The following is a 21995-nucleotide window of genomic DNA, read 5'->3' as shown; positions in this document are numbered from 1 at the left end:
GTTGCGTGGCATGGATCTCACTTCTTTCGTACGGCCGCTAGCGGCGGTCGTAACTGCCGCCAGCCGACTCCTCTCAAGACAAGCCCGTCTGCGCTTGCGGGCGAACGCTGCCGGTCTCGTCGTGTCCGGCAACGACCGCGACCTGGCCGTCCAGCTGTCCTGCCCAGCGACGACGCATCTCGACGGCGAAGTCGTAGTGCCAGCCGCACCGTTCGCCGAAACGGTCCGCATGCTGGACGTCGACCAAGTCCGGCTGTGTGTCGAAGGGACCCGCCTCGCGATCCGAACAGACAATGCCCGCTTCGCCCTGCCCCTGCTGGACCGCGACCTGCTGCACGATCCGGCACCGCCCCCTCTGCTGTCCAAAGTGGACGGCACTGCTCTCGCCGCGGCTTTACGCACCGTCGCAGGCACCGCCGCAAAAGACGACCCGCTCCCGGTCTTCACCGGTGTACGCGTGCAGTCGGTTGGCGACGAGTTATGCCTGACAGCTTCAGACCGCTACCGAATGGCTGTAGCCCGCCTGCCACTTCGGGAGGTCCTGGAGCCCATCGACGTGTTGGTCCCAGCCACTCTGTTGACCGAAGCGGCCCGCCACAGCTCCGGCGCGATGGGACTGCACGCCGACACCGGCCACTTCGCCCTGAGCTGGCCCGGCGGCACCGTGACGACGGCAGTCCTGGACGCAGGCTTCCTGTCCGCAGACGCAATCCCATCGGACGCGGTCGACACGGAAGTCGAGGTGGGTGCCGACGAACTAGCCGCCGCCATCCGCCGAGTCGGCGTCTACTCCGAAGACCGCCGCGTCCTGACCCTGGAAGTCGGCGACGCACACCTCCGCCTGGCCAGCACGCGCCAAGACACCGGCGAAGCAGAAGAACACCTAAAGGCAAACGTTTGCGGCGGCCGGACGTCACCGTCCTTCCAAGCCCGCTACCTCCTGGACGCACTAGCCCCGTTCACCGGAGAACGAATACGACTGGCGATCCAACCGGGAATGCGAGCCTGCGTCCTGACCCCGGCTGATGAGGACGGACGGGAGGTGAGATTGAAGTACTACCTGATGCCATTGCTGCCTCGGTGACCTGCGCTCGCTGAGGCTGGTTCGGGTAGACGGGCGAGATGCGATCCAGGGTCGCCGCGGTCCGGCCGCACGGTGAAGGGCCCGCTGCGGGGCACTGCCGGAGCGAGCGGGAGCCAAGCCGGATTGGGCTGGGATGCGCTTGTGCCGGGAGCGAGGCTGAGCCGAATCGGCCTGAGTTGGCTGCGCCGCGCGGAGCGGGACCGGGCTGGGCGAAGTCACGCCGGTACCGGTTTGCGGCAGCCTCTCCTGCGGCCGACGGCACCGCGAGGACGGGTGCGCGGCGAAGAGCTTGCTGCTCCCGCCTGCGGAGGCACCCAGGCCGGTGCAGGCTGCAGCAAACCCCGACGAGCCGCGCCTGCGCCGCAGCGCGCCCGAGCAAGCCGGGCATGTGCCACGCCATCCCGAGCAAGCCAGACCTGCGCCACGCCATCCCGAGCAAGCCAGACCTGCGCCACGGCATCCCAAGCAAGCCAGGAGCAACCCGGCCTTCCCGGTGCGCCCGAGGCAAGCCCACGAGAGCCCCACGAGCCAGCCCCGCTCGCCCGCGGAGCGCAAGGAAGCCGCCCCAGCGCGCCTGGAACCGCCCTCAGGCAGCCGTTTCCGCGGCCACCGCGGCCTTGACCTCGTCGAAAGTCGGGTTCACCAACGCAGTCGACCCGACAATGACCGTGGGCACCGTCTCGTTCCCGTTCGCCACCTCGCGCACTCGCTCGGCCGCACCAGGCTCTTCCCAGATGTTGATTTCCCGCACCGGCAGGCCGCTCTCCAGCAGGGGGCGGCGCAGGGCCGAGCAGAAGCCGCAGCCTGGGCGCCAGTAGAACTCGACCTCGACGTTGCTCATTGTCCGTCCTCCGAAGAAGCCCGTAGGTAGTCCAGTTGTGCGCGCACGCTCGCCTCGGCCGGAGCCCACAGCGCGCGGTCGACGTCGGCGTAGACGACCTCGACCACTTGCCGCGGCGTCGCGTCTTCGCCGAGCGTTCGCAAGGCGGAACGCACCTGATCCAGGCGCTGTTCCCGGTGCGCCAAATACTCCCGTGCGGTCTCGGGCAGATCCGGCAGCTCCGGACCGTGGCCGGGCAGGCCTGGCGTGCCGGCGGGCAGGGCGATCAGTTTGCGCAGCGAGCGCAGGTAGTCGCCAAGGTCGTGCAGGACCGTCGTGCCTCGGCCGAGGATGGTGTCTCCGGTCAGGATTTGGCCTGCTACCAGCAGCGACACCGAATCGTCGGTGTGGCCGGGGGTGTGCAGGACGGTGAAGTCCAGGCCGCCCGCCGTGATGACATCACCGTCGGCGAAGGGGGGTGCGTCGATGCAGAGGGAAGGGTCGAAGGCTCGGACGGGCGCGCCCGTTTTCGAGGCGAACCACGGTGCGCCTTCGGCGTGGTCCGGGTGGTGGTGCGTCAGCAGGATCAGCTCGACGGGGCCAACCCCCGCGAGTTTTTCCAGATGGTCCAGGTCGTGGTAGCCGGGGTCGACGACTACGGAAGCGGCAGCGTCGCCACCGCGCAGGACCCAGGTGTTGGTTCCCTCCAACGTCATCGTCGACGGGTTGTTCTCCAACAGCACCGACGCGGTCTCGGAAACACGGCGCAGCACGCCATAAGCAGGAGCGGTCACTCAGGACTCCGAAGTATCGAGGACAACGCGGATGTTCTCGCCGTCCCGGACAAGGGTCGGCACGGTCTTCACGATCTCGCGCGGCTCGGCGAGCACCGCGTCGGCCTCGGAAAACTCGGCGAGTTCGACAAGGGTCAGCCAGGTCGGCGGCATGAGTGTGCGACGGCCTTCGCGTGCGTCCGCGACTGCCTCCGCGGGCGGTTGCCAACCGGCGGCAGCGGCTTCGGAGGTCGCACCGTCCGCGCGCTGACCTTCAGGCAGCTTCGCGACAAAGAAGCGGGTGTCGTATCGACGCTGCTCCTGCGGCGGCGTGACCCAGTGGGCGTATGGGTGCAGCAGGTCCGCGCGCAAGGTGAGCCCGGCGTCGGCGAGGAATCCGGCGAGCGAGATTTCCCGTGATTCCAAGGCTTTTCGCGCTTCGTGATACGGCGCGACGTCGGCGACCACCGCGTCCTCGGTCCCGGCCAGCAGCACGCCGGACTCCTCGAACGTCTCGCGCACCGCGGCGCACACGAGCGCGCGGGCAAGGCTTTCGTCGCAGGTGAACTGCTCGGCCCACCACGACGGCGGCGGCCCGGCCCACGCCACGGACGCGTCGGCGTCGCGCGGGTCCACGCCACCGCCCGGGAACACAGTCATCCCGCCGGCGAACGCCATGCCCATCACGCGGTGCTGGAGAAAAACCTCCACGCCGGGCGAAGTGTCCCGCAGCAGGATCACCGTGGCGGCGTCCTTCGGGGTCGCCGGCGGGCCATCCGCGTTGTCCCGGATCGCGATGCCGGGACGGGCGGGGATGTCGAAAACGAATTCACGCGGCCGTTCCACCCGGGCAACATACCTCGCAATCCGTACGCGTCGCGGATTACTTGTGTCACCTCACGACAGTCCCGAGCCAGCCCAAAGCCGCCGTCTCGCGTCCGGTCGCCGAAAGCCGTGAAAGACCGAAACAGCGAAGGGTCCCTCGCCGGAATCGCGAGGGACCCTTCACCGAACAAAACAGTCAGGACCAGTGCTGGTCCCCGCCGGAACGAGACGCGCCGTTGAGCCGCAACCGGGCGGCCTCGGCGCGTTCGCGCTCGGCCAGTTCCTCGTGCAGCTCGCGCAACAGGGCACGGTCGCGTTCGGACAGGCTGGGGTCGTCCAGATCCAGCGCGGGCAGCTCGACCACCTCGTGCATGCTCGGCTTGCCCGCGGCGATCTCGCGGCCCTTCTCCGGATCCTCGGCCAGCGCGCGCCGCAGCTGCGCCACCTCGGACGGCGTCAGGTCCGACGTGCGCTCGGCGCGCGTCTCCGACCCGGCAGTCCGCGGACGCTCCGAAGACGCGGCTGGCTCAGCCGACGGCTCCGGCATCGCGACCGGTTGTGCGGGCACGGCCTGCACGATCGGCACCACCGGCGCGACCGGTACCACCGGCTCCGCGGCGGCTACCGGCTCCGGCTCGGGCTGCCGGTGCCCGTGGCGGCTCGGGGCTTCCGAGACCGGTTCGGGAACCGGGGCCGAAGCGGGTGCCGGGGCACTGCGCTGCGGCGTCGGTTCCGGCCGGTAGTCCGGGGCCGAATGCGTGCTGCCGGTGACCCACACCGGGCTCGCGACAGCACCCGCGGCCTGGTGGTAATCCGACTGCGGGATCCCCGGGCCGCTCACCTCGACGACCGAGCGGATGCCCGCCCGGCGCAACGCGGTGTCGACGCGGAACGCGACCGCGGGCGGATTGCCCTCCGGACCCAGCTCGACCAGCACGACCCGCTGCGGCAACGCGCCCGGCACGCTGCCCGCCGGGGTGTTGCGCCACACCGCGTGCACGGAACGCACGTCGGGCAGCACCTGCAGGGTGCGGTCGAGCGCTTCGGCAAGACCGAACTCGGGCTGGTTGTCGCCCGTGAACCGGTGCGTGTGCATCGGCTCGTGGTCGGTGACCAGCAGGTCGTTCGCGAGCGTCGCGTCCGACCGGCTCATCTCGAGGACCAGCGCCAGCTCGCGCTGTTCGGCCTCGCTCACCCCGATCCGGCCCGCGATCAACGTGCCGGTGGTGAGTTCCACCGCCTCGTCGATGTGGGCCCGGGCGATCAGTTCCCGCGCTTCGGTAAGCGCGCTGTCGTCGATGCGGCCCGCCAGGGCCAGCAACAAGTTATGCAGGCGCAGGGGCACCGAGAACCCGTCCATCGGGCCGTCGTGAACCTCCACCATGGCTCTGCTCCTCCCAGCTCGCCTGGCGGCAACGAGCGTTAAGCGGCGACAAGTCGATGACCGGCGCCCGCGGCGCCTACGCAGACCAGCTCGGACTCGGCGAGCGCGGCCCGGTGGTACCCGGGAAGGTCGAAGCGCGGCGGGATGACCTCGACACTGGGTTCCTCGTCCCCCATGACCCGCAGCACCCGCTGCAGTTCACCGGTGAGCCGGGGCTGTCCCGCGGTCGCCGTCACCAGCAGGACACGCTTCGCCCCGCCCTCGCCGGAAGCGCCGAGGCGCCGCCAGCTCTGCCGTACTTCCCCCACATCCGCGCGTCCACGCAACGTCGCGTGGAGCAAGACGGACACAGAGTCGACGGAGTTCACCCATTCGGGCGCACTCTGCGTGAATGTGTACCTGGTCTCGGTGACGTCGTCTACCCCCAGGGTGGAACTCACCTGGTGCCAGTCGGCGCCGTGCGGGATCAGACCGGCCACGAGCAGGCGGTACTCCGCCTGGTCCAAATCGATCCTGTGCTTGAGCAAAGACCTCGGCAGGGTCCGCGCGAGCGTCCCCATCGCGCCTTCGCCGAGCCAGTCGCGGAACCGCCACAACAGCTGGTCCGGCGTGCGGCCGGCGAGCCGCAGCAGCAGTTCGTGCAGGGACTGCTCGATGTCGGGGTCCATCACTCCACCTCCACGATCAGTTCGACTTCCACCGGCGAAGCGATCGGAAGCTCCGCGACGCCGACGGCCGACCGGGCGTGCACCCCGGCGTCGCCGAAGATCTCGCCGAGCAGCTCGGACGCCCCGTTCACGACCGCGGGCTGGCCGGTGAAGCCCTCCGCGGAGGCGACGAAACCGACCACCTTGACAATCCGGACAACAGAGTCAATGCCGACGAGGGCGTGCACCGCGGCGAGCGCGTTCAGCGTCGCCGTGCGGGCGTGGCCCTTGGCTTCCTCCGGGCTGACCTCGCCGCCGACCTTGCCGGTCGCGGCGAGCGCGCCGTCAACGAAAGGCAGCTGGCCGGAGGTGTAGACGTGCGAGCCGGTGCGCACGGCCGGCACATACGCGGCCAGTGGTGCGGCGACTCCGGGCAGTTCGATTCCGAGTTCGGCGAGCCGGTCGCTCCAGGTCAACGCCGCCCCCTCAGCTCTTCGGCCGCTTCAGGTACGCGACGTGCTGCTCGCCGCTCGGGTTGGGCAGCACGGTCACCAGCTCCCAGCCGTCCTCGCCCCACTGGTCGAGAATCTGCTTCGTAGCGTGGATCAGCAGCGGGACGGTGGCGTACTCCCATTTGGTCGCACTCATGACTCGGGAGCGTAACCAAGCGGGCAAGGCCCCTCCGGACCGCCGCCGCCGAAAGCCCGTCACCCGTCCAGGGCAACGCCTGGCTAGGCCGGGCGAGTGTGGGTCAGTTCACATCCGATCGTCGCTCGCTAGCGTGGGCACGTGGAGACCTGGCGGATCGTCGCGACCGTGCTGCTCGCCGTTGCCGGACTGCCGCTCGTGCTGGCCGTGATGGCCAAAGCCAGGGACCGGAAGAACGACTCCGGGCACGTGGCCGTGTCCGGCGCGGTCACCCTCACCGGGCTGATCGTGGTGGCAGTGCTCACGCTGACGGTGCTGCCCGCCCTGGTGACCTGGATCGTCGTCGCGGCGGTCGCGGCTGCGGTCAGCGTCATGATGCTGGCCAGCTGAGCACCGGTTTAGTGTTGAGGATGTGACCACACCCTCCGCCGGCTGGACCGACGAGCTCGCCAGGGCCCGGCTGCATTTCGTCACCGGCAAGGGCGGGACCGGCAAGACCACGCTCGCCGCGGCGCTGGGTCTCGCACTCGCCTCGCGCGGGCGCCGGGTGCTCTTGATCGAGGTCGAGGGCCGCCAGGGCATCGCACAGCTTTTCGACACCGAACCGCTGCCGTACGCGGAACAGCGGATCGCGTCGGTCCCCGGCGGCGGCGAACTGCGCGCGTTGCACATCGACGTCGAAGCGGCGCTGCTCGAATACTTCGAGATGTTCTACAACCTCGGGTTCGCCGGGCGGACGCTGCGCCGGATGGGGGCGATCGAGTTCGCCACCACGCTCGCGCCGGGCCTTCGCGACGTCCTGCTGACCGGGAAGATCAAGGAATGCGTCGGGCGCACGGAATCCGACGGCCGCCACACCTATGACGCGGTCGTCGTCGACGCGCCGCCGACCGGACGCGTGGTGAAGTTCCTCGACGTCACCAAGGCGCTCACCGACCTCGCCAAGACCGGCCCGATCCGCGGCCAGGCCGACGGCGTCGTCCGGCTGCTGCACTCCGGCGAGACCGCCGTGCACCTCACCACGCTGCTGGAGGAGATGCCGGTGCGCGAGACCGTCGAGGCGGTCGCCGAACTCGACGGCGCCGACCTGCGGCCGGGCGCGGTGCTGGTGAACCGGGTCCGCCCGCCGCGGCTGCCCGCGCGCTCGGTGACCGCGGCCGCCGACGGCCGGGTGGACGCCGACCGGGTGCGCTCCGGCCTCGCCTCCGCCGGGCTGAACCTGCCGGAGGCGACGCTCGACGCGCTCGTGGAGGAAACCGTGGAGCACGCCGTCCGCGTCGCCGCCGAGCAACGAGCCCGGGAACAGCTCACCGAGGCTGATCTGCCGACGCTGGAGCTGCCGGATCTCACCGACGGCGTGGACGTCGCCGCGCTCTACGAACTCGCCGAAACGCTGCAGGAACAGGGGGTGCGCTGATGCCCGCCGACACGGTGCTCGACGTGGACGCCCTCCTCGACGACCCGGCCAGCCGCGTGATCGTGTGCTGCGGCTCCGGCGGCGTCGGCAAGACCACCACCGCCGCGGCGCTCGCGCTGCGGGCCGCCGAGCGCGGCAGGCAGACCGTGGTGCTCACGATCGACCCGGCGCGCAGGCTCGCACAGGCGCTCGGGCTGCGCGAACTGGGCAATCACCCGAAGCAGGTGCAGGTCGAGGGCTTCGAGCCCAAGGGCGAACTGTGGGCGATGATGCTCGACATGCGTCGCACGTTCGACGACATGGTGCGCGTGCACGCGGGCCCGGAGCGGGCCGAGCAGCTCCTGCAGAACCCCTTCTACCAGACCATTTCCACGTCGTTCTCCGGCACGCAGGAGTACATGGCGATGGAAAAGCTGGGCCAGCTAGCGGCGACCGACGAATGGGATCTGATCATCGTCGACACGCCGCCGAGCCGGTCCGCGCTCGACTTCCTGGACGCGCCGACCCGGCTGTCCACCGCGCTCGACGGCCGGATGATCCGGCTGCTCACCGGTCCGGCGAAGGCGGGCGGCTGGGGTCTGCGCAAGGTGGTCAGCGCCGGGTTCTCGATGTTCGCGAAGGCCGTGTCGACGATCATCGGCGGCCAGCTGCTGGCCGACGCGTCGGCGTTCATGCAGGCCTTCGACAGCATGTTCGGCGGATTCCGCGAACGCGCGCGCAAGACCGCCGAGCTGCTGCGGTCGTCGGGCACGTCGTTCCTCGTGGTGGCCGCGCCGGAGCCGGACGCGCTGCGCGAGGCGTCCTACTTCGTCGAGCGGCTGGCCGGAGAGTCGATGCCGCTGGCCGGTCTGGTCGCCAACCGCACGCACCCGGTGCTCGCGCCGCTGTCCGCGACCGAAGCGCTGACCGCCGCCGAGTCGGTGCAGAACGCGCCGCTCGCCGAGGCCGTACTGCGGCTGCACGCCGACCGCGTCGCGCTGGCCGAACGGGAAAACCGCCTGCTGGCGCGCTTCACCCGCGCGCATCCGGAAGTGCCGCTGACCCGGGTGCCCGCGCTCGCCGGTGACGTGCACGACCTCGAGGGCCTGCGCGACATCGGAGCAAAGCTGACGTCGTGAGCGGCTGCGCCTGAGCACAGCCGCTCACGAGCAGGTTTTCAGCCCGCCGCGGCGGCCAGCGCGTCCCGCTTGGCCGCTTCGAGCAGGTCAGTCCAGCTGGTCACGTCCGGGCGACGGCGCAGCAGGGCGCGCCGCTCCCGTTCCGTCATCCCGCCCCAGACCCCGAAATTGATCCGGCCGTCGAGTGCCTCGGAGAGGCATTCGGTGCGGACCGGGCACCCCATGCACACGGCTTTCGCCCTGTTCTGTTCGGCGCCTCGCACGAACAACCCGTCGGGATCAGCGTCCCGGCACGAGGCATCGACCCGCCAGCCAACCTGATTGGTTTGCATACCCCCAGCTCCCTCATCTGGTGTATGGCACCAGCGAAGGCGAAGCTCCCGCTCCCACCCCCGCGAGCGTTTCCCACTGCGCCGCACGTCGGTGACGGCACCTCCCCGGTGCCGCTGCCGCTGTCCGGACCAGCCAGGCTCCCACCCGGGCTGCTCCGTCTGTCGGCATCTACGTGAGACGTTGACGGACTGTAGGGTCCCTCGGTTCCCTCCGTCGAGACCTAGCATGCATTCCGTTACCTGAGGTCACGTCACGGGGTCCCGTTATTGATCGCTCGCGGGGGGCGCGCGGGCGTGAGGTCACGAAGGCGACACGAGGCTTCAGTACCCTGGCTTTCGTGCGCAAAACGGATGGTCTTTTCAAGCTCATCGGCCTGTGCCTGCTGGCAGGGGTGCTGGTCGCCGGGATCATGTTCCCGGTGGTAGGCGCCGCGGGGGTCGTGTCCAACCAGGCGAGCGAGACGGTCGACAAGACGTCTTCCGACCTCGCCGACATCCCGCCGCCGCTGGTGACGACCATCACCGACTCCGGCGGCAAGCCGATCGCGACGCTGTACAAGCAGTACCGGATCCCGGTCCGGCCGGACCAGATCAACCCGGCGCTGAAGTGGGCGCTGCTCTCGGCCGAGGACAAGGCGTTCTACGAGCACCACGGGGTGAACTGGGGCCGGACGCTGCGCGCCGCCGTCTCCAACACCGCGGGCGGGGACACGCAGGGCGCCTCGACGATCACGCAGCAGTACGTGAAGAACTACCTGATCAACGTCGTCTACCGGGGCGACAAGAACGGCCAGGCCAAGGCGCAGGAGCAGTCGCTCTCGCGCAAGCTCAAGGAAGCCCGGATCGCGATCAACCTCGAGACCAAGCTCTCGAAGGACCAGATCCTCGCCGGCTACCTCAACATCGTCGAGTTCTCCCGGCAGATCTACGGGGTCGGAGCGGCCGCGCACGCCTACTTCAACACCACGCCGGAGAACCTGACCGTGCCGCAGGCCGCGCTGCTCGCGGGCATCGTGAACAACCCGATCGTCCTCGACCCGTGGAATCATCCGGACAAGGCGACGAAACGGCGCAACCTGGTGCTCGACCGGATGGTCAGCAACCAGAAGCTGGCGAAGGCGGACGCGGACAAGTTCAAGGCGGAACCGCTCGGCGTGGTGCCGGACACTCCGCAGAAGCCCGCGTCGAACTGCACCGGGGCCGGTACCGAGAACGGCTTCTTCTGCCAGTACGTCCAGGACTATCTGATCAAGGCCGGGATGTCGGAGGACCAGCTCTACACCGGCGGGTACACGATCAAGACCACGCTGGACGAGAAGGCCAACCACGAGGCGAAGGTCTCGGCCGAGCAACAGGTGAGCAAAACCCAGAAGAACGTCGCGAACACGCTTTCGCTGATCCGGCCGGGCAAGGACCGGCACGAAGTGGTGGCGCTCGCGGCGAACCGCGACTACGGCATCGACGCGGATCAGGGGCAGACGACGTACGCGCTCCCGTCCGGCGTGTTCAACACCGGCGGCGCGGGGTCGAGCTACAAGATCTTCACCACCGCGGCGGTGCTGAACCAGCACATCGCCGGGATCTACAGCAACATCCCGATCGGCAACAGCTACGTCTCGCACGTCTTCACCGGCAGCCAGCCGCACTGTCCGGCGACCGGCGCGCCGAACACTCGCTGGTATTGCGTGGGCAACGCCGGCAACGGCTATCCCGATTCGGGTTCGCTGCAGCAAGCACTGGCGACCTCGCCGAACACCGCGTTCGTGGCGCTGGAGGACAAGCTCGGCAGCACCGGGCCCGCCATCGACATGGCGACGAAGCTCGGCATGCGCGAGACGATGGCGAGCAACCCCGGCGGCGGCAAGGTCGACCCGAAGTCGACCGACACGGGCAAGAACCAGTCCCAGGCCCAGGCTTACGGGCCCAAGGGCAATTACCCGGGCACGGGTGCGTTCACGCTGGGCTTCAGCCCGACGAGCGGCCTGGAAATGGCGAACGTCGCGGCGACCATCCTGAGCGGCGGCAAATGGTGCCCGCCGACCCCGCTGGCGTCGGTGACCGACCGCGACGGAAAGCCGGTGCCGATCAAGGAAGCGGCGTGCGAGCAGGTCGTGCCGGAAGGCCTCGCGAACACCATGGCGGTCGGCATGAGCAAGGACGACCAGCCCGGCGGCACGTCCGCCAAGGCCGCTGAAGCAGTCGGCTGGAACCGGCCGCTCGTCGGCAAGACGGGAACGACCCAGAACAACGGTTCGGCGACCTTCGTGGCCGGCACGCCGCAGATGGCCGGTGCGGCCATGGTGTTCCGTCCGGAAGGCGGCAGCGGCGGTCTTTGCTACAACGGCGTCGGCGACGTGTCGACGTGCGGCACCGGCAACATGTTCGGCGGCAAGACGCCCGCGCAGACGTGGTTCGGCGCGATGACGAACATCATGAAGGACCAGCCGGTCGTTCCGTTGCCGCCGGAGGATCCGGCTTATACCAACTGAATCCGGTGAAAACGGGGCGGGAGACGCGATCTCCCGCCCCGTTTCGCTTGTCCGGGCTCAGCCTTTGAGCGCGATCCGGAAAAGCCGCACGATCGCGATCAGAAAGCCGGGTCCCAGCGTGATCAGCCACACCTGCGGCGCCCAGTGGCTGGGGATGCCGCGGTCCCAGTACTCGTAGGTGGGCCACCCCAGCGAAAACAGCACAACCGCGGTCAGCGCCCAGGGTTCTGTTCGCCGGCGCCACGGGAACGCCGCCAGCACCACCAGCAAAATGAGCACCGCCAGCAAAAAGAGAAACGTGATCGCCATCGCGAGGCTCCGCATCTCCGTCGGACTGGTCCAATCCAATTCGATCCAACGACGCCAGGAGCCGGATGTCGAGAGAGCACCGCTGAGACCTTCGCCCTACGCCATCCGGCACCGGCCACGGCGGACGACCCGATCGAACACGTATCCTCGACCTTGTGAGCACGCTCGGTAACGCCAGTCCGCCCGGGGGCACCGCGAAGCGGTTGGCCGCAGGGACCATCGCCCTCGGGGCCGCCACCCTCGGTTACGCCGTCGGCATTGAACGCCGCCGCTTCACCCTGCGGACCGCGGAACTGCCCGTACTCGCGCCCGGCACGCCGCCGTTCACCATCCTGCACGTCTCCGACCTGCACATGCTTCCCGGCCACCAGGCCAAACAACGCTGGGTCGCCGCGCTCGACGAACTCGACCCGGACCTCGTCGTCAACACCGGCGACAACCTCTCCCACCGCACGGCGGTCCCGTCCGTGCTTCGCGCGCTCGGCCCGCTGCTGGACCGGCCAGGGGTGTTCGTGTTCGGCAGCAACGACTACTACGCGCCCAAACCCAAAAACCCCGCGCGCTACCTCATGCCCCGCGGCAAAAAGAAGCGCATCCACGGCACCCAGCTGCCCTGGCGCGACCTCCGCGCGGCCTTCGTCGAACACGGCTGGGTCGACCTCACGCACGTCCGCCGCACTGTCGACGTCGGCGGCCGCGCCGTCTTCGCCGCCGGAGTCGACGACCCGCACCTGCACCGCGACCGGTACTCCGACATCGCCGGCCCCGCCGACACCACCGCGGCCGTCCGCCTCGGCGTCACCCACTCCCCGGAACCGCGCGTTCTGGACACCTTCGCCACCGACGGTTACGACCTCGTCCTCGCCGGCCACACCCACGGCGGCCAGCTCCGCATCCCCGGCTACGGCGCGATCATCACCAACTGCGAACTCGACCGCAGCCGCGCCCGCGGCGCCTCCCGCTGGGGAGCCCGGATGTGGCTCCACGTCTCCGCCGGACTCGGCACCTCCCCCTATGCCCCCGCGCGCTTCGCCTGCCCGCCGGAAGCGAGCCTGTTGACGCTGGTCCCGCGCGGATCCGGGGCCTCCGACCCCCGCAAACCAGCCCCGCGTAAAGCCGTGAAACCCGTCCGCTAGACTTACTCCCGACCCGCTAAGCAGTACCTCGGGGTGTGGCGCAGCTTGGTAGCGTGCCTCGTTCGGGTCGAGGAGGTCGTGGGTTCAAATCCCGCCACCCCGACGTATGAAGGCCGGGCAGTCACGAGATCGCGACTGCCCGGCCTTCACGTTTCCCCGGTTCCACTGCTCCGCGTGCCGATCGCGTTCGCGATGCGCATGGGGACAGGCAGCCGCGATCTTGATCCAGGTGGTTCCGCACCCTCGCTGCGAAATCGGAAAGCAATGGCCTTTCAGGGACCGCGGCTATTCTGCCGCGATGGTTTCCCGCGGCAAGGGCATCCGGACGGAGAGAACGGTAATCCTGGTTCTCGGGCTGGCCTTCTCGCGTTAAGCCGCAGCGGTCAAGGCTGGGTCAATCCGGACGCGGCGTTCACCACGTTCGCGGCGGGTGCGGGTCTTTTTCCGGCCACGCCCGGTAATGCCGCCCGCGGACTAGCAGGTAGCGGTCAGCTCTTGCCAGCACTGCTGGAAGTCTCCGACAGCGGCGGTTCTCGCCCAGGACCAAGCGGACCGAGCCGCGGAGGTCACCTGGTCGCGATCGTTCGCCCCGGCTTCCGACAAGGCGACGGCCAGCCGGGATTCCATGTAGGCGGCCAGGGACCGGTAAGACAGCTCTTCACGGAAGCGAGCGCGCTCGACGATGTCGGTGAATCCGGCGTCGGCGACGTGGGCGGCGATAGCGCGACCCGCGAAAGGGTCGCCGCCCGCGCGGCGGCGCACCAAGTAATAACCGCGCAGTGCGGCGTCCACGTTTGCTGTTCTGGGCCGGATTTTCGCCCGGCTCCAGTCCGGCGCGGCCAACGCCAGCCTGCCGCCAGGGCGCAGGATGCGGCGGATTTCGGTCAGAGCCGCGTGCGGATCGGACAGATGCTCGAAGAGCGAATGAGAGAACACCACGTCGATCGATGAAGCGGCAAAGGGAAGTGCGTAGACCGCTCCGGCCACGTAGTCCGTTGTGGACGGCGAAGCGGGTGCCGTTGGGCAGACGCTGACGCAGATCACCCGCACGTCCGGGGCCAGGGAGCTGAGGATCGAGCTTTGGCCGCAGCCCAGGTCCAGGACTCGGGAGCCTGGAGTGAAGAGTGATCGGGCGAACGCGGCGCGGTCACTCGCTGTGCGCGTGTTCATCATCGACAGCGCGTCTTGGGCACAGCCCGGCGCGTAACCCTCCAGCACCCCGCACAGAGTACGGGTGGAAGGTGGCAGGATCGAGGGGTGAGCACGCAGTCAGGCAACCAAAATCCGCCCGCGGTGGTCCCGGACCGCCTGTTCGACGACGCCGAAGCCGAAAAGCGCTGGCTGGCGCGGTTCCACGCGCCGCGCATCTCGGTGCCCGAATGGGCTCGCGACGCACCCGATGCCAACGTGTACGTCTCCAACGCCAGTGGCGTTTGGGAGGTTTACGCGTGGGACCGGGCCACCGACAGTCACCGGCGCGTCACCAGCCGGCCCAACGGCACCCTGCACGCGACGCCCGCGCCCGACGGAACGGCCATCTGGTGGTTCGACGACACCGACGGCGACGAGTTCGGATCGTGGCGCAGCCAGCCCTTCGACGGCGACAGTTCCGCGGCCGTCAAAGCATTGCCCGATATTCACGACGGATACCCGGCCGGTCTGGAGATCGGCCGGCGAGTGATCGCGGCCGGCGTTTCGACCGACGACGGCAGCGAACTGTTCGCGAAAATCGACGGCGTGACCGAGCGTTTCTACCAGCACTCGGACGACGCCGGGATCGCGTCGATGTCGCGTGACGAAAGCCTGCTCGCTATTTCCCATTCCGAGCACGGGGATTCGCGGCATCCGGCGTTGCGGGTGCTGTCCACCGACGGGTTCGCCACCGTCGCGGAGAAATGGGACGGCGAAGGAAAAGGCTTGCAGGCGCTGGAGTTCTCGCCGCTGCCGGGCGACCAGCGCGTCCTGGTCCTGCACGAACGCCGCGGCCGCGAAGAGCTGCTGGTGTGGGATGTGCAGGCGGACACCGAAACCGAACTGCTGATTGATTTGCCCGGCGAGGTCGTCGCGGATTGGTATCCGGACGCGCGCGCGTTGCTGGTCGTGCACTTCCACGAGGCGCGCAGTTCGTTGTACCGCTACGACCTCGACACCGGCGAACTGTCCGCTGTGGACACTCCGGCTGGCCGGATCGGCGGCGCGGGCGTGCGCCCGGACGGAACCATCGAGTACTCGTGGTCCAGCGCCGCGGAGCCCGCCGCGGTCCGTGCCCGCGCGGCCGACGGCACCGATTCCGTCCTGCTGACGCCGCCTGGCGAACGCGCACCGGGTTCGTCGCCGGTCACCGACGCGTTCGTCGAGGGTGTCGGCGGCCGGATCCACGCGCTGGTTTCCCGGCCGGCAGACGCTCCCGACGGCCCGTTGCCGACGGTGTTCTCCCTGCACGGCGGCCCGCACGCGGCCGACGAGGACCGGTTCTCCGCCTACCGCGCGACCTGGCTGGACGCCGGATTCGCCGTGGTCGAGGTCAACTACCGCGGCTCCACCGGGTACGGCTCGGCATGGCGCGACGCCATCGAAGGCCGCCCGGGACTGACCGAACTGGAAGACGTCGCGGCGGTGCACGACTGGGCTGTCGAAAGTGGACTGTCCGATAAGGACAAGTGCGTCGTGAACGGCGCTTCGTGGGGCGGATACTTGACCCTGCTGGCAATGGGCACCCAGCCGACCCGATGGGCCGCCGGCGTCGCGGGCGTTCCGGTGGCCGATTATGTCGCCGCTTACGAGGACGAGATGGAACAGCTCCGCTCGTTCGACCGCGCCCTGTTCGGCGGCGCCCCGGACGACGTGCCCGCGGTGTACCGCGAATGCTCGCCGCTGACGTACGTGGACGCGGTCGCCGCCCCGGTGCTGATCCTGGCCGGGGACAACGACCCGCGCTGCCCGATCCGGCAGATCGAGAACTACCTGGACCGCCTCGCCAAGCGCGACGCGCCGCATGAGTTCTACCGGTATGACGCCGGGCATGGCTCGTTGGTGATTGCTGAGACGATTAAGCAGACGTCTATTGAGGTGTATTTCGCGTTGCGGGCATTGGGAATGCGTTGATGGGTTGGGCCGTCCAGGTTCTCCTGGACGGCCCGGCTCACAGCCCGCGCTTAGCGCCCTTCAACCGCTCCACCGCAGCATCGTCCCCCTCGTAAGACACCTGCACCGCGTCCCTCCCGAAGACGAACAGCAGCAGTTCCACCGGCTCCCCCACCACGGTCACCACCGGAGTCCCTGACTTCACCGAAGCCGACTGACCATCCGGAGTCCGCAGCACCACCCCGACCGGCGACTTGCGCAGGTTCAGCTTCGCCGTCCGCGTAGCCAGCCGCCAGGCCGCACCGTCCCGCGAAGGGTCAGCCGGGCGCGGGGACCAATCCGGCTGCGCGCGGCGGACATCCTCGTGGTGCACTAAAAACTCAGCGCTGTTCGTGGCCTCGTCCACCGGACCGATGGACGTCGGCCAGAAGCGGGACGGGCCTCGGCGCACCTGGCCGACCAGGTCGTCCCACGGGCGCGCCGCGACGCCGTCTTGCACCTTCTGCGTGTGACCGGCGAGGGCGGGCACCACGATTCCGGGCATCGCGTCCGGCCGGTGCTCTCGCACGACCAGATGCGCGGCCAGATCCCGCGTCTGCCAGCCCTCGCACAGGGTCGGGGCGTCCGGGCCGAGCTGCTCGAAGAGGTCGCTCAGCGCTTGGCGTTCATCCTTGGCAAGGCCCATGCCAGCCAGGTTACTCGCCAGTTAGTGGTGGAAGCCGGTCGATGTGGCGGGATCGTGCTGCGGGGATGGCTGGCGGTTCAGCTCCGGCAGCACGCGCTTCAGGTCGGCGAGCAGCAGGTCGGCCAGGTCGTGCGTGAAACCGTTGCGGACGACGACGCGCAACACAGCCAGGTCGGTGCGGTTGTCCGGGAACGTGTACGCGGGCACGAGCCAGCCGCGTTCGCGGAGGCGGCGGGAAACGTCGAAGACATCAAACGCAGTGATGTCCGAGCACGTGGTGAAGGCGAACACTGGCAACTGGTCGCCGCGGGTGAGGAGCTCGAAGGGTTCCAGCTTGGCGATCTCGTCGGCCAGATACGTCGCCACGTCACGCGAAGCTTGTTGCACCGCACGGAAACCTTCGCGACCCAGCCGGACGAAGGTGTAGTACTGCGCGGCGACTTCCGAGCCAGGGCGCGAAAAATTGAGTGCGAAGGTCGGCATGTCGCCGCCCAGGTAGTTGACGTTGAACACCAGTTCCTCGGGCAGCGCGGCTTTGTCACGCCACACCACCCAGCCGACGCCGGGATACACGAGGCCGTATTTGTGCCCGGAGGTGTTGATCGACGCGACGCGCGGCAGCCGGAAGTCCCACTCCAGGTCCTCGTCGAGGAACGGGGCGATCATCGCGCCGGACGCGCCGTCGACGTGCACGGGGATGTCCCAGCCGGTCCGCTCCTGCAGCGCGTCGAGAGCGGCCGCGACCTCGGCGACCGGCTCGTAGCTGCCGTCGAAGGTCGAGCCGAGGATCGCGACGACGCCGATGGTGTTCTCGTCGCAGAGTTTCACCGCTTCTTCGGCGGACAGGTGGTACCGGTCGCCCTCCATCGGCACCAGGCGCGGCTCGACTTCCCAGTACTCGCAGAACTTTTCCCAGCACACCTGGACGTTGATGCCCATCACCAGGTTCGGCTTTCCGGTCCGGCCCAGCTTCGACCAGCGCCGCTTCAACGCCATTCCGGCGAGCATGCAGGCCTCGGACGACCCGGTCGTCGAACAGCCCATGATGTCGGTCGGATCGGGCGCGTGCCACAGATCGGCGAGGATGTTGACGCAGCGGCGCTCGAGTTCGGCGGTCTGCGGGTACTCGTCCTTGTCGATCATGTTCTTGTCGACGCATTCGGCCATCAGCTCGCGCGCCTGCGGCTCCATCCACGTCGTGACGAACGTGGCGAGGTTGAGCCGCGCGTTGCCGTCGAGCATCAGCTCGTCGCGCACCAGCTGCAGCGCGGTGTCCGGCGGCAGCGAATCGTCCCGCAGCCGGTCGCGCGGCATCGTGAAGTCCGCGGCGAGCGCCGGATTGCTCCCGGCGTACAACGGATTCGTGCCCGTCTTCCGGTCTGCCCGATCTTGTTTCCCCTGATGCAGCACCATGGCAGCGAACCTACTGCGGGGCGCCAGTGCCGACCACCGGATGCGGAAAAGCCGCCCGCGGAGAAGGCGGACGGCTTTTCTTCAGACGGAGCGGGTCAGGCTTGCTGCGCCTGCCACATCCAGTGCGCCTCTTCCAGCGCGCGAGTGATCTCGATGAGCAGATCCTGCGTCACGAGGTCGCTCTTGTCGGTCTCGTCGATGCGCTTGCGGAGCCGTTCGATCAGCGTCGCGAGCGTGTCGACGATCGCGGAGATGGTCGAGTCGACGGACTGCCAGTTGTCCGGGTACTCCGGAGCCCCGGAGGTCGCCACGACGGTTTTCGCCTTGCCGTTGGGCGAAACCCCGATCGCGGCGGCGCGCTCGGCCACCTCGTCGACGTACTGCCGCGCGGTCGACACCAGCTCGTCGAGCTGCAGGTGCGCGCTGCGGAAGTTCTGGCCCACCACGTTCCAGTGCGCCTGCTTCGCGATGAGCGAGAGGTCGATCAGATCGGTCAGCGTCGCCTGCAGCGCGTTGCCGGTGATCTCCTTGTCCGCGTCGGAAAGCGGGCTCTTGATGGGGGAAGTGGTCATCTCGGGTGTCCCTCCTCGGTCCTGTTTCAGACGGTGGTAGTCAGCTCCACCTCGATGTTGCCGCGGGTCGCGTTGGAGTACGGGCAGACCTGGTGCGCCTGCTCGACCAGCTGGTCGGCGTCGGCCTTCGCCAAGCCGGGCAGCGAGACGTCGAGCCGCACGCCGAGCTGGAACCCGGCGTCCTTCTTGAACACGCTCACCGAACCGGTCACCGTCGCCGCCGGCAGCGCGACCTTCGCCTGCCGGGCCACGGCTTGCAGCGCGCTCAGGAAACACGCGGAGTACCCCGCGGCGAACAGCTGCTCCGGGTTGGTTTTGTCGCCGCCGGGACCGCCCATCTCCTTGGGGATCGCCAGCGACTCGTCGATCACGCCGTCCGAGGACGTCACGTCGCCGTTGCGGCCTTCTCCTCGCGCGGTCGCGACGGCGGTGTAGATCGGCTCGGCCATGCGTGTTACCTCCTCATTGGGGACGCCTCCGGAGTCAGCGTCTCAATGAGTTCAACGCTCCGCATCCGCGGAACAGTGCCCCGGCATGGCAGTCATCACCCCAGGAATAACCGGGATATGAGGAGGCCAAACGTCAGCGCGCGCGAAGCAGCGCGTGCTCCGCGACCTGCTCTCCGATGAGCCGCAACGTGCGGACGCTCTTCTCGTCGGAAGCGCCGCCGCCCTCGTCGAACTTCGTCTCGGCGGAGTTGATCGAACCACCCAAGGGAGTGGACCAGCCGCGCAGTGCGTGCGTGATCGTGCGGAGCTGTTCGAGCGTGGTGACCGCGGCCTGCCAGCCGTACGCGACCGCGGCGAGACCGACCGCGCGGCCGTCGAGGTAGGGACGGGTGTCTTCACGGAGGTCTTCGACGTAGTCCAGGGCGTTCTTGACCAGCCCGGACAGCCCGCCGTGATAGCCGGGCGAGACGACGATGAGCCCGTCCGCCTGGCGAATGCCCTCGATGAGCTTCCTCGCGCGTTCGTCCCGTTCTGGGATGGCGGTGTCGTAGAACGGCAGGACCAGCTCGGGACCCGGGATCAGCTCGGTCACGACGCCGCGTTCCTCAGCGGCGGCGAGCGCGATGCGCAACGCGCGCTCGGATTGCGAGCCCTCTCGCAGCGAGCCGCCGATACCCAGCACCTTGACGTTTCGTCCCGAAGTCACAGGTCGAGGCTAACCCCTCCACCTAAGTAGAGGACCAGGATCTGAGACGGAGGCTTGAGTCACACACCGACTGGACCAACGTACCTACTGGCAAGTAGCCTCGGCTCATCCGGCGTTCGAGGAGGAACGATGGCGATTCCGCCGCAGATCCGCGTCCAGACTGCCGCCGCGCAGTTGTTGTTCTGGCTGCCCCGTCCGGTGCGCAGGCTGATCGCCGGAGCGCCGCTGCGGCTGGACGGCCAGGAACTCGCCCTCGACGCCCAGTTGCTGCTGCGGTTGCAGAAGCTCTCCGGAGCTTCGCTGGTCAACGGGTCGGTCGAGCGGTCGCGCGCGCTGCTGGAGGCGAGCCAGCACCTGGTGAACGGCAAGCGAGTCAACCCCGTCGCGACCCGTGACGTCGCCATCCCGTCCGGCGACGCGTCGCTGGACGCCACTCTCTACACCCCGGCCGGGCTGCCCGAACCGTCGCCACTTCTGGTGTTCTTCCACGGCGGCGGCTGGGTCATCGGCAGCCGGGCCACGCACGACAACGCCGCGCGCTACCTCGCGAAGCACGCCGGGGTCCGAGTGCTGTCCGTGGAGTACCGGCTCGCGCCGGAGAGCCCGTTCCCCGGGCCGGTCGAGGACGCGCTGGCCGCGTTCGACTACGCACACGCCAAGGCGGCTGACCTCGGCGCGGACCCGGACCGGATCGCGGTGGGCGGCGACAGCGCGGGCGGCAACCTGTCCGCCGTCGTCGCGCTGGAGGCGACTCGACGCGGCGGCCCGGCGCCCGCGTTCCAGCTGTTGATCTACCCGGCCGTCGACTTCACCACGCGACGCCGCTCTCGCGAACTGTTCGGCGAAGACCTCTTCCTCACCGACGAGGCGATGGTGTGGTTCGAAGGGCATTACGCGCCCGAGGGCGTCGACAAGGCCGATCCGCGGATGTCGCCGCTGCTCGCGTCTGACCACAGTGGACTCCCGCCCGCCTACATCGTGACCGCGGGCTTCGACCCGCTGCGCGACGAAGGTGAGGCGTATGCGGAAAAACTGCGTGCCGCGGGGGTTCCGGTGGCGCTCAGCCGGCAGGCCGACCTGATCCACGGATTCCTCAACTTCGCCGGGGTCGGGACGCGGTTCCGGGAGGCGATCGCGGAGATGGCCGGTGCGTTGCGGGTGGGACTCGCGAAGCGCTCGTGAGCGGCGAGGCCGGTTAGAACCGGCGCTCACGAGGCTTGACATGGAACGGAGCCTGGCGCGGCGAACCGCACCAGGCTCCGGGCCTTTTCCCCTCCTGTTTCAGGCTGCTCAGGTGCCAGGCACTGGCACCGGTGCGGGCACCGGCGGAGCCGGAAGCGGCGGCGTCGGTACCGGCAGCGGCGGCACCGGCACCCCGCCGAGCAGCCCGCCCAGCAGGCTGGTCACCGCGGCGAGCAGGCCCTTGACCAGGTCGCTCACCGCCTTCAGCGGTCCGGGAAGGTCGGGCAGCGGCGGGATCGGCAACGGCGGGATCTGCCGCGGCGTGGCCGTCGGGTCGGCGAGGAGCCGGTTGGACTCGTCCGCGCGGACCTTCGCCGCCGACGAGAGCTGCTGGGTTTCGGATTGGACCTGGTAGCGCTTGCCGGCCGCGATGTCGGCGAGCACCGGGCTGAGCTTGCCCAGGTCCGCCCTCGTCTTCGCGACATCGCCCGCGTACGCCACCTTGGTCAGGTCGTCCCGCATCTGCAGTACCTGCGCGGCGACGGCTTGAGTGGCCGAAGAGCCCTTGCCTCCCGCCGGGCTCGCGGAGGCCATCCCCGAAGTGCCGACGGCCAGCAGACTGCCCGCGGCGACCACGGCGATGATCCGCCCGATCTTGCCTTTCATTCTTTACCTCCCTGGCCTTTGGGACCTGCCGGGTAAATCGATACCCGCCGTGTCGGACGAACACCAGCCGATCACCGGATAGGGAGTTTTTCTAACCCTTACGTGCCGAATCCAAGAACGGGGAACCGGCCCGCAATTGATTAACGTGGACGGCTTGCGCGTCCCCCGACGATCACGGACCGCGGACCTGAATCTGACTCATAGTAGCCGGATTGCCCGAATGGCGGCACTGCTCACTCACACAGGCGTAGTTCGT

At 68.9% G+C, this 21995-nt stretch carries 24 protein-coding genes and 1 tRNA gene; 9 read left to right on the top strand and 16 right to left on the bottom strand.

The genetic code is table 11. From position 1 onward, the window contains the following. Window positions 1–10 precede the first annotated feature (10 nt). Window positions 11–1084, top strand: coding sequence for a DNA polymerase III subunit beta (gene dnaN, locus ACWDNU_RS11235; protein ID WP_370933481.1), 1074 nt, complete (start codon window positions 11–13; stop codon window positions 1082–1084). 586 nt (window positions 1085–1670) lie between these two features. On the opposite strand, the gene ACWDNU_RS11230 is transcribed toward dnaN, so the two are convergent. The 7 genes from ACWDNU_RS11230 to ACWDNU_RS11200 form a co-directional block, all read right to left on the bottom strand. Further along, window positions 1671–1925, bottom strand: coding sequence for a glutaredoxin domain-containing protein (locus ACWDNU_RS11230; RefSeq protein WP_043827085.1), 255 nt, complete (start codon window positions 1923–1925; stop codon window positions 1671–1673). Further along, window positions 1922–2698, bottom strand: coding sequence for an MBL fold metallo-hydrolase (locus ACWDNU_RS11225; RefSeq protein WP_449668676.1), 777 nt, complete (start codon window positions 2696–2698; stop codon window positions 1922–1924). The genes ACWDNU_RS11230 and ACWDNU_RS11225 overlap by 4 nt, the downstream gene beginning before the upstream one ends. Then, complete coding sequence (locus ACWDNU_RS11220; protein WP_370933477.1) at window positions 2699–3523, bottom strand: NUDIX hydrolase; 825 nt, start codon at window positions 3521–3523, stop codon at window positions 2699–2701. Between the two features lie 175 nt (window positions 3524–3698). Continuing rightward, on the bottom strand, window positions 3699–4886 hold the full coding sequence (locus ACWDNU_RS11215) for a hypothetical protein (RefSeq protein ID WP_449668675.1): 1188 nt from the start codon (window positions 4884–4886) through the stop codon (window positions 3699–3701). Window positions 4887–4924: 38 nt separating this feature from the next. Beyond that, a complete protein-coding gene (locus tag ACWDNU_RS11210; RefSeq protein WP_037808399.1) occupies window positions 4925–5554 on the bottom strand; it encodes a hypothetical protein in 630 nt (209 codons plus the stop codon). Continuing rightward, a complete protein-coding gene (locus ACWDNU_RS11205) occupies window positions 5554–6009 on the bottom strand; it encodes a RidA family protein (protein WP_116205785.1) in 456 nt (151 codons plus the stop codon). The genes ACWDNU_RS11210 and ACWDNU_RS11205 overlap by 1 nt, the downstream gene beginning before the upstream one ends. 10 nt (window positions 6010–6019) lie before the next feature. Continuing rightward, window positions 6020–6181: a DUF4177 domain-containing protein gene (locus ACWDNU_RS11200; protein WP_020664158.1), complete on the bottom strand. Its 162-nt coding sequence runs from the start codon at window positions 6179–6181 to the stop codon at window positions 6020–6022. 141 nt (window positions 6182–6322) lie between these two features. On the opposite strand from ACWDNU_RS11200, the gene ACWDNU_RS11195 reads away from it, so the two are divergent. From ACWDNU_RS11195 to ACWDNU_RS11185, 3 genes are read left to right on the top strand one after another with little or no spacing between them, the layout of a single operon-like run. Then, window positions 6323–6571 (top strand): hypothetical protein, encoded by a 249-nt coding sequence (locus ACWDNU_RS11195; protein WP_370933473.1) that lies wholly within the window; start codon window positions 6323–6325, stop codon window positions 6569–6571. 22 nt (window positions 6572–6593) lie between these two features. Continuing rightward, window positions 6594–7598 (top strand): ArsA-related P-loop ATPase, encoded by a 1005-nt coding sequence (locus tag ACWDNU_RS11190; protein WP_370933472.1) that lies wholly within the window; start codon window positions 6594–6596, stop codon window positions 7596–7598. Next, on the top strand, window positions 7598–8716 hold the full coding sequence (locus ACWDNU_RS11185) for an ArsA family ATPase (RefSeq protein ID WP_370933470.1): 1119 nt from the start codon (window positions 7598–7600) through the stop codon (window positions 8714–8716). The genes ACWDNU_RS11190 and ACWDNU_RS11185 overlap by 1 nt, the downstream gene beginning before the upstream one ends. A gap of 38 nt (window positions 8717–8754) precedes the next feature. Here ACWDNU_RS11185 and ACWDNU_RS11180 read toward each other — a convergent pair whose 3' ends face one another. Then, on the bottom strand, window positions 8755–9048 hold the full coding sequence (locus tag ACWDNU_RS11180) for a WhiB family transcriptional regulator (protein ID WP_116205781.1): 294 nt from the start codon (window positions 9046–9048) through the stop codon (window positions 8755–8757). Between the two features lie 338 nt (window positions 9049–9386). Between ACWDNU_RS11180 and ACWDNU_RS11175 the strand changes: the two genes are divergently transcribed. Next, window positions 9387–11537: a transglycosylase domain-containing protein gene (locus tag ACWDNU_RS11175; RefSeq protein ID WP_370933468.1), complete on the top strand. Its 2151-nt coding sequence runs from the start codon at window positions 9387–9389 to the stop codon at window positions 11535–11537. A 57-nt stretch (window positions 11538–11594) separates the two neighbouring features. On the opposite strand, the gene ACWDNU_RS11170 is transcribed toward ACWDNU_RS11175, so the two are convergent. Next, window positions 11595–11846, bottom strand: coding sequence for a hypothetical protein (locus tag ACWDNU_RS11170; RefSeq protein WP_449668674.1), 252 nt, complete (start codon window positions 11844–11846; stop codon window positions 11595–11597). A gap of 203 nt (window positions 11847–12049) precedes the next feature. Here ACWDNU_RS11170 and ACWDNU_RS11165 point away from each other — a divergent pair, with 203 nt between their 5' ends. Together ACWDNU_RS11165 and ACWDNU_RS11160 are read left to right on the top strand one after the other, a co-directional pair. Next, complete coding sequence (locus ACWDNU_RS11165) at window positions 12050–12982, top strand: metallophosphoesterase (RefSeq protein WP_449668746.1); 933 nt, start codon at window positions 12050–12052, stop codon at window positions 12980–12982. A 29-nt stretch (window positions 12983–13011) separates the two neighbouring features. Continuing rightward, window positions 13012–13085 (top strand) — tRNA-Pro (locus ACWDNU_RS11160). A 371-nt stretch (window positions 13086–13456) separates the two neighbouring features. On the opposite strand, the gene ACWDNU_RS11155 is transcribed toward ACWDNU_RS11160, so the two are convergent. Next, window positions 13457–14200, bottom strand: a complete 744-nt coding sequence (locus ACWDNU_RS11155) for a methyltransferase domain-containing protein (RefSeq protein WP_449668673.1) — start codon at window positions 14198–14200, stop codon at window positions 13457–13459. A 39-nt stretch (window positions 14201–14239) separates the two neighbouring features. Here ACWDNU_RS11155 and ACWDNU_RS11150 point away from each other — a divergent pair, with 39 nt between their 5' ends. Continuing rightward, window positions 14240–16087 (top strand): prolyl oligopeptidase family serine peptidase, encoded by a 1848-nt coding sequence (locus ACWDNU_RS11150; RefSeq protein ID WP_449668672.1) that lies wholly within the window; start codon window positions 14240–14242, stop codon window positions 16085–16087. 37 nt (window positions 16088–16124) lie between these two features. Here the strand turns inward: ACWDNU_RS11150 and ACWDNU_RS11145 are convergent, their stop codons facing one another. From ACWDNU_RS11145 to ACWDNU_RS11125, 5 genes are all read right to left on the bottom strand, one after another. After that, window positions 16125–16751, bottom strand: coding sequence for a TIGR03085 family metal-binding protein (locus tag ACWDNU_RS11145; protein ID WP_449668671.1), 627 nt, complete (start codon window positions 16749–16751; stop codon window positions 16125–16127). Window positions 16752–16772: 21 nt separating this feature from the next. Next, on the bottom strand, window positions 16773–18164 hold the full coding sequence (locus tag ACWDNU_RS11140; protein WP_449668670.1) for a glutamate decarboxylase: 1392 nt from the start codon (window positions 18162–18164) through the stop codon (window positions 16773–16775). 95 nt (window positions 18165–18259) lie between these two features. Further along, window positions 18260–18736: a Dps family protein gene (locus tag ACWDNU_RS11135; RefSeq protein WP_354747488.1), complete on the bottom strand. Its 477-nt coding sequence runs from the start codon at window positions 18734–18736 to the stop codon at window positions 18260–18262. Window positions 18737–18762: 26 nt separating this feature from the next. Next, window positions 18763–19185, bottom strand: coding sequence for an organic hydroperoxide resistance protein (locus ACWDNU_RS11130; protein ID WP_370933457.1), 423 nt, complete (start codon window positions 19183–19185; stop codon window positions 18763–18765). 133 nt (window positions 19186–19318) lie between these two features. Beyond that, window positions 19319–19891 carry an NADPH-dependent FMN reductase gene (locus ACWDNU_RS11125; RefSeq protein ID WP_449668669.1) on the bottom strand — a complete coding sequence of 191 codons (573 nt, stop codon included), beginning with the start codon at window positions 19889–19891 and terminating at the stop codon, window positions 19319–19321. Between the two features lie 129 nt (window positions 19892–20020). On the opposite strand from ACWDNU_RS11125, the gene ACWDNU_RS11120 reads away from it, so the two are divergent. Continuing rightward, window positions 20021–21073: an alpha/beta hydrolase gene (locus ACWDNU_RS11120; RefSeq protein ID WP_370933453.1), complete on the top strand. Its 1053-nt coding sequence runs from the start codon at window positions 20021–20023 to the stop codon at window positions 21071–21073. 108 nt (window positions 21074–21181) lie between these two features. Here the strand turns inward: ACWDNU_RS11120 and ACWDNU_RS11115 are convergent, their stop codons facing one another. After that, window positions 21182–21739, bottom strand: a complete 558-nt coding sequence (locus ACWDNU_RS11115; protein ID WP_344265858.1) for a hypothetical protein — start codon at window positions 21737–21739, stop codon at window positions 21182–21184. Window positions 21740–21995: the final 256 nt, after the last annotated feature.

It is taken from the genome of Amycolatopsis sp. NPDC003676 (genome assembly GCF_053587275.1).
This window is presented reverse-complemented; position numbering and strand designations above follow the sequence as displayed.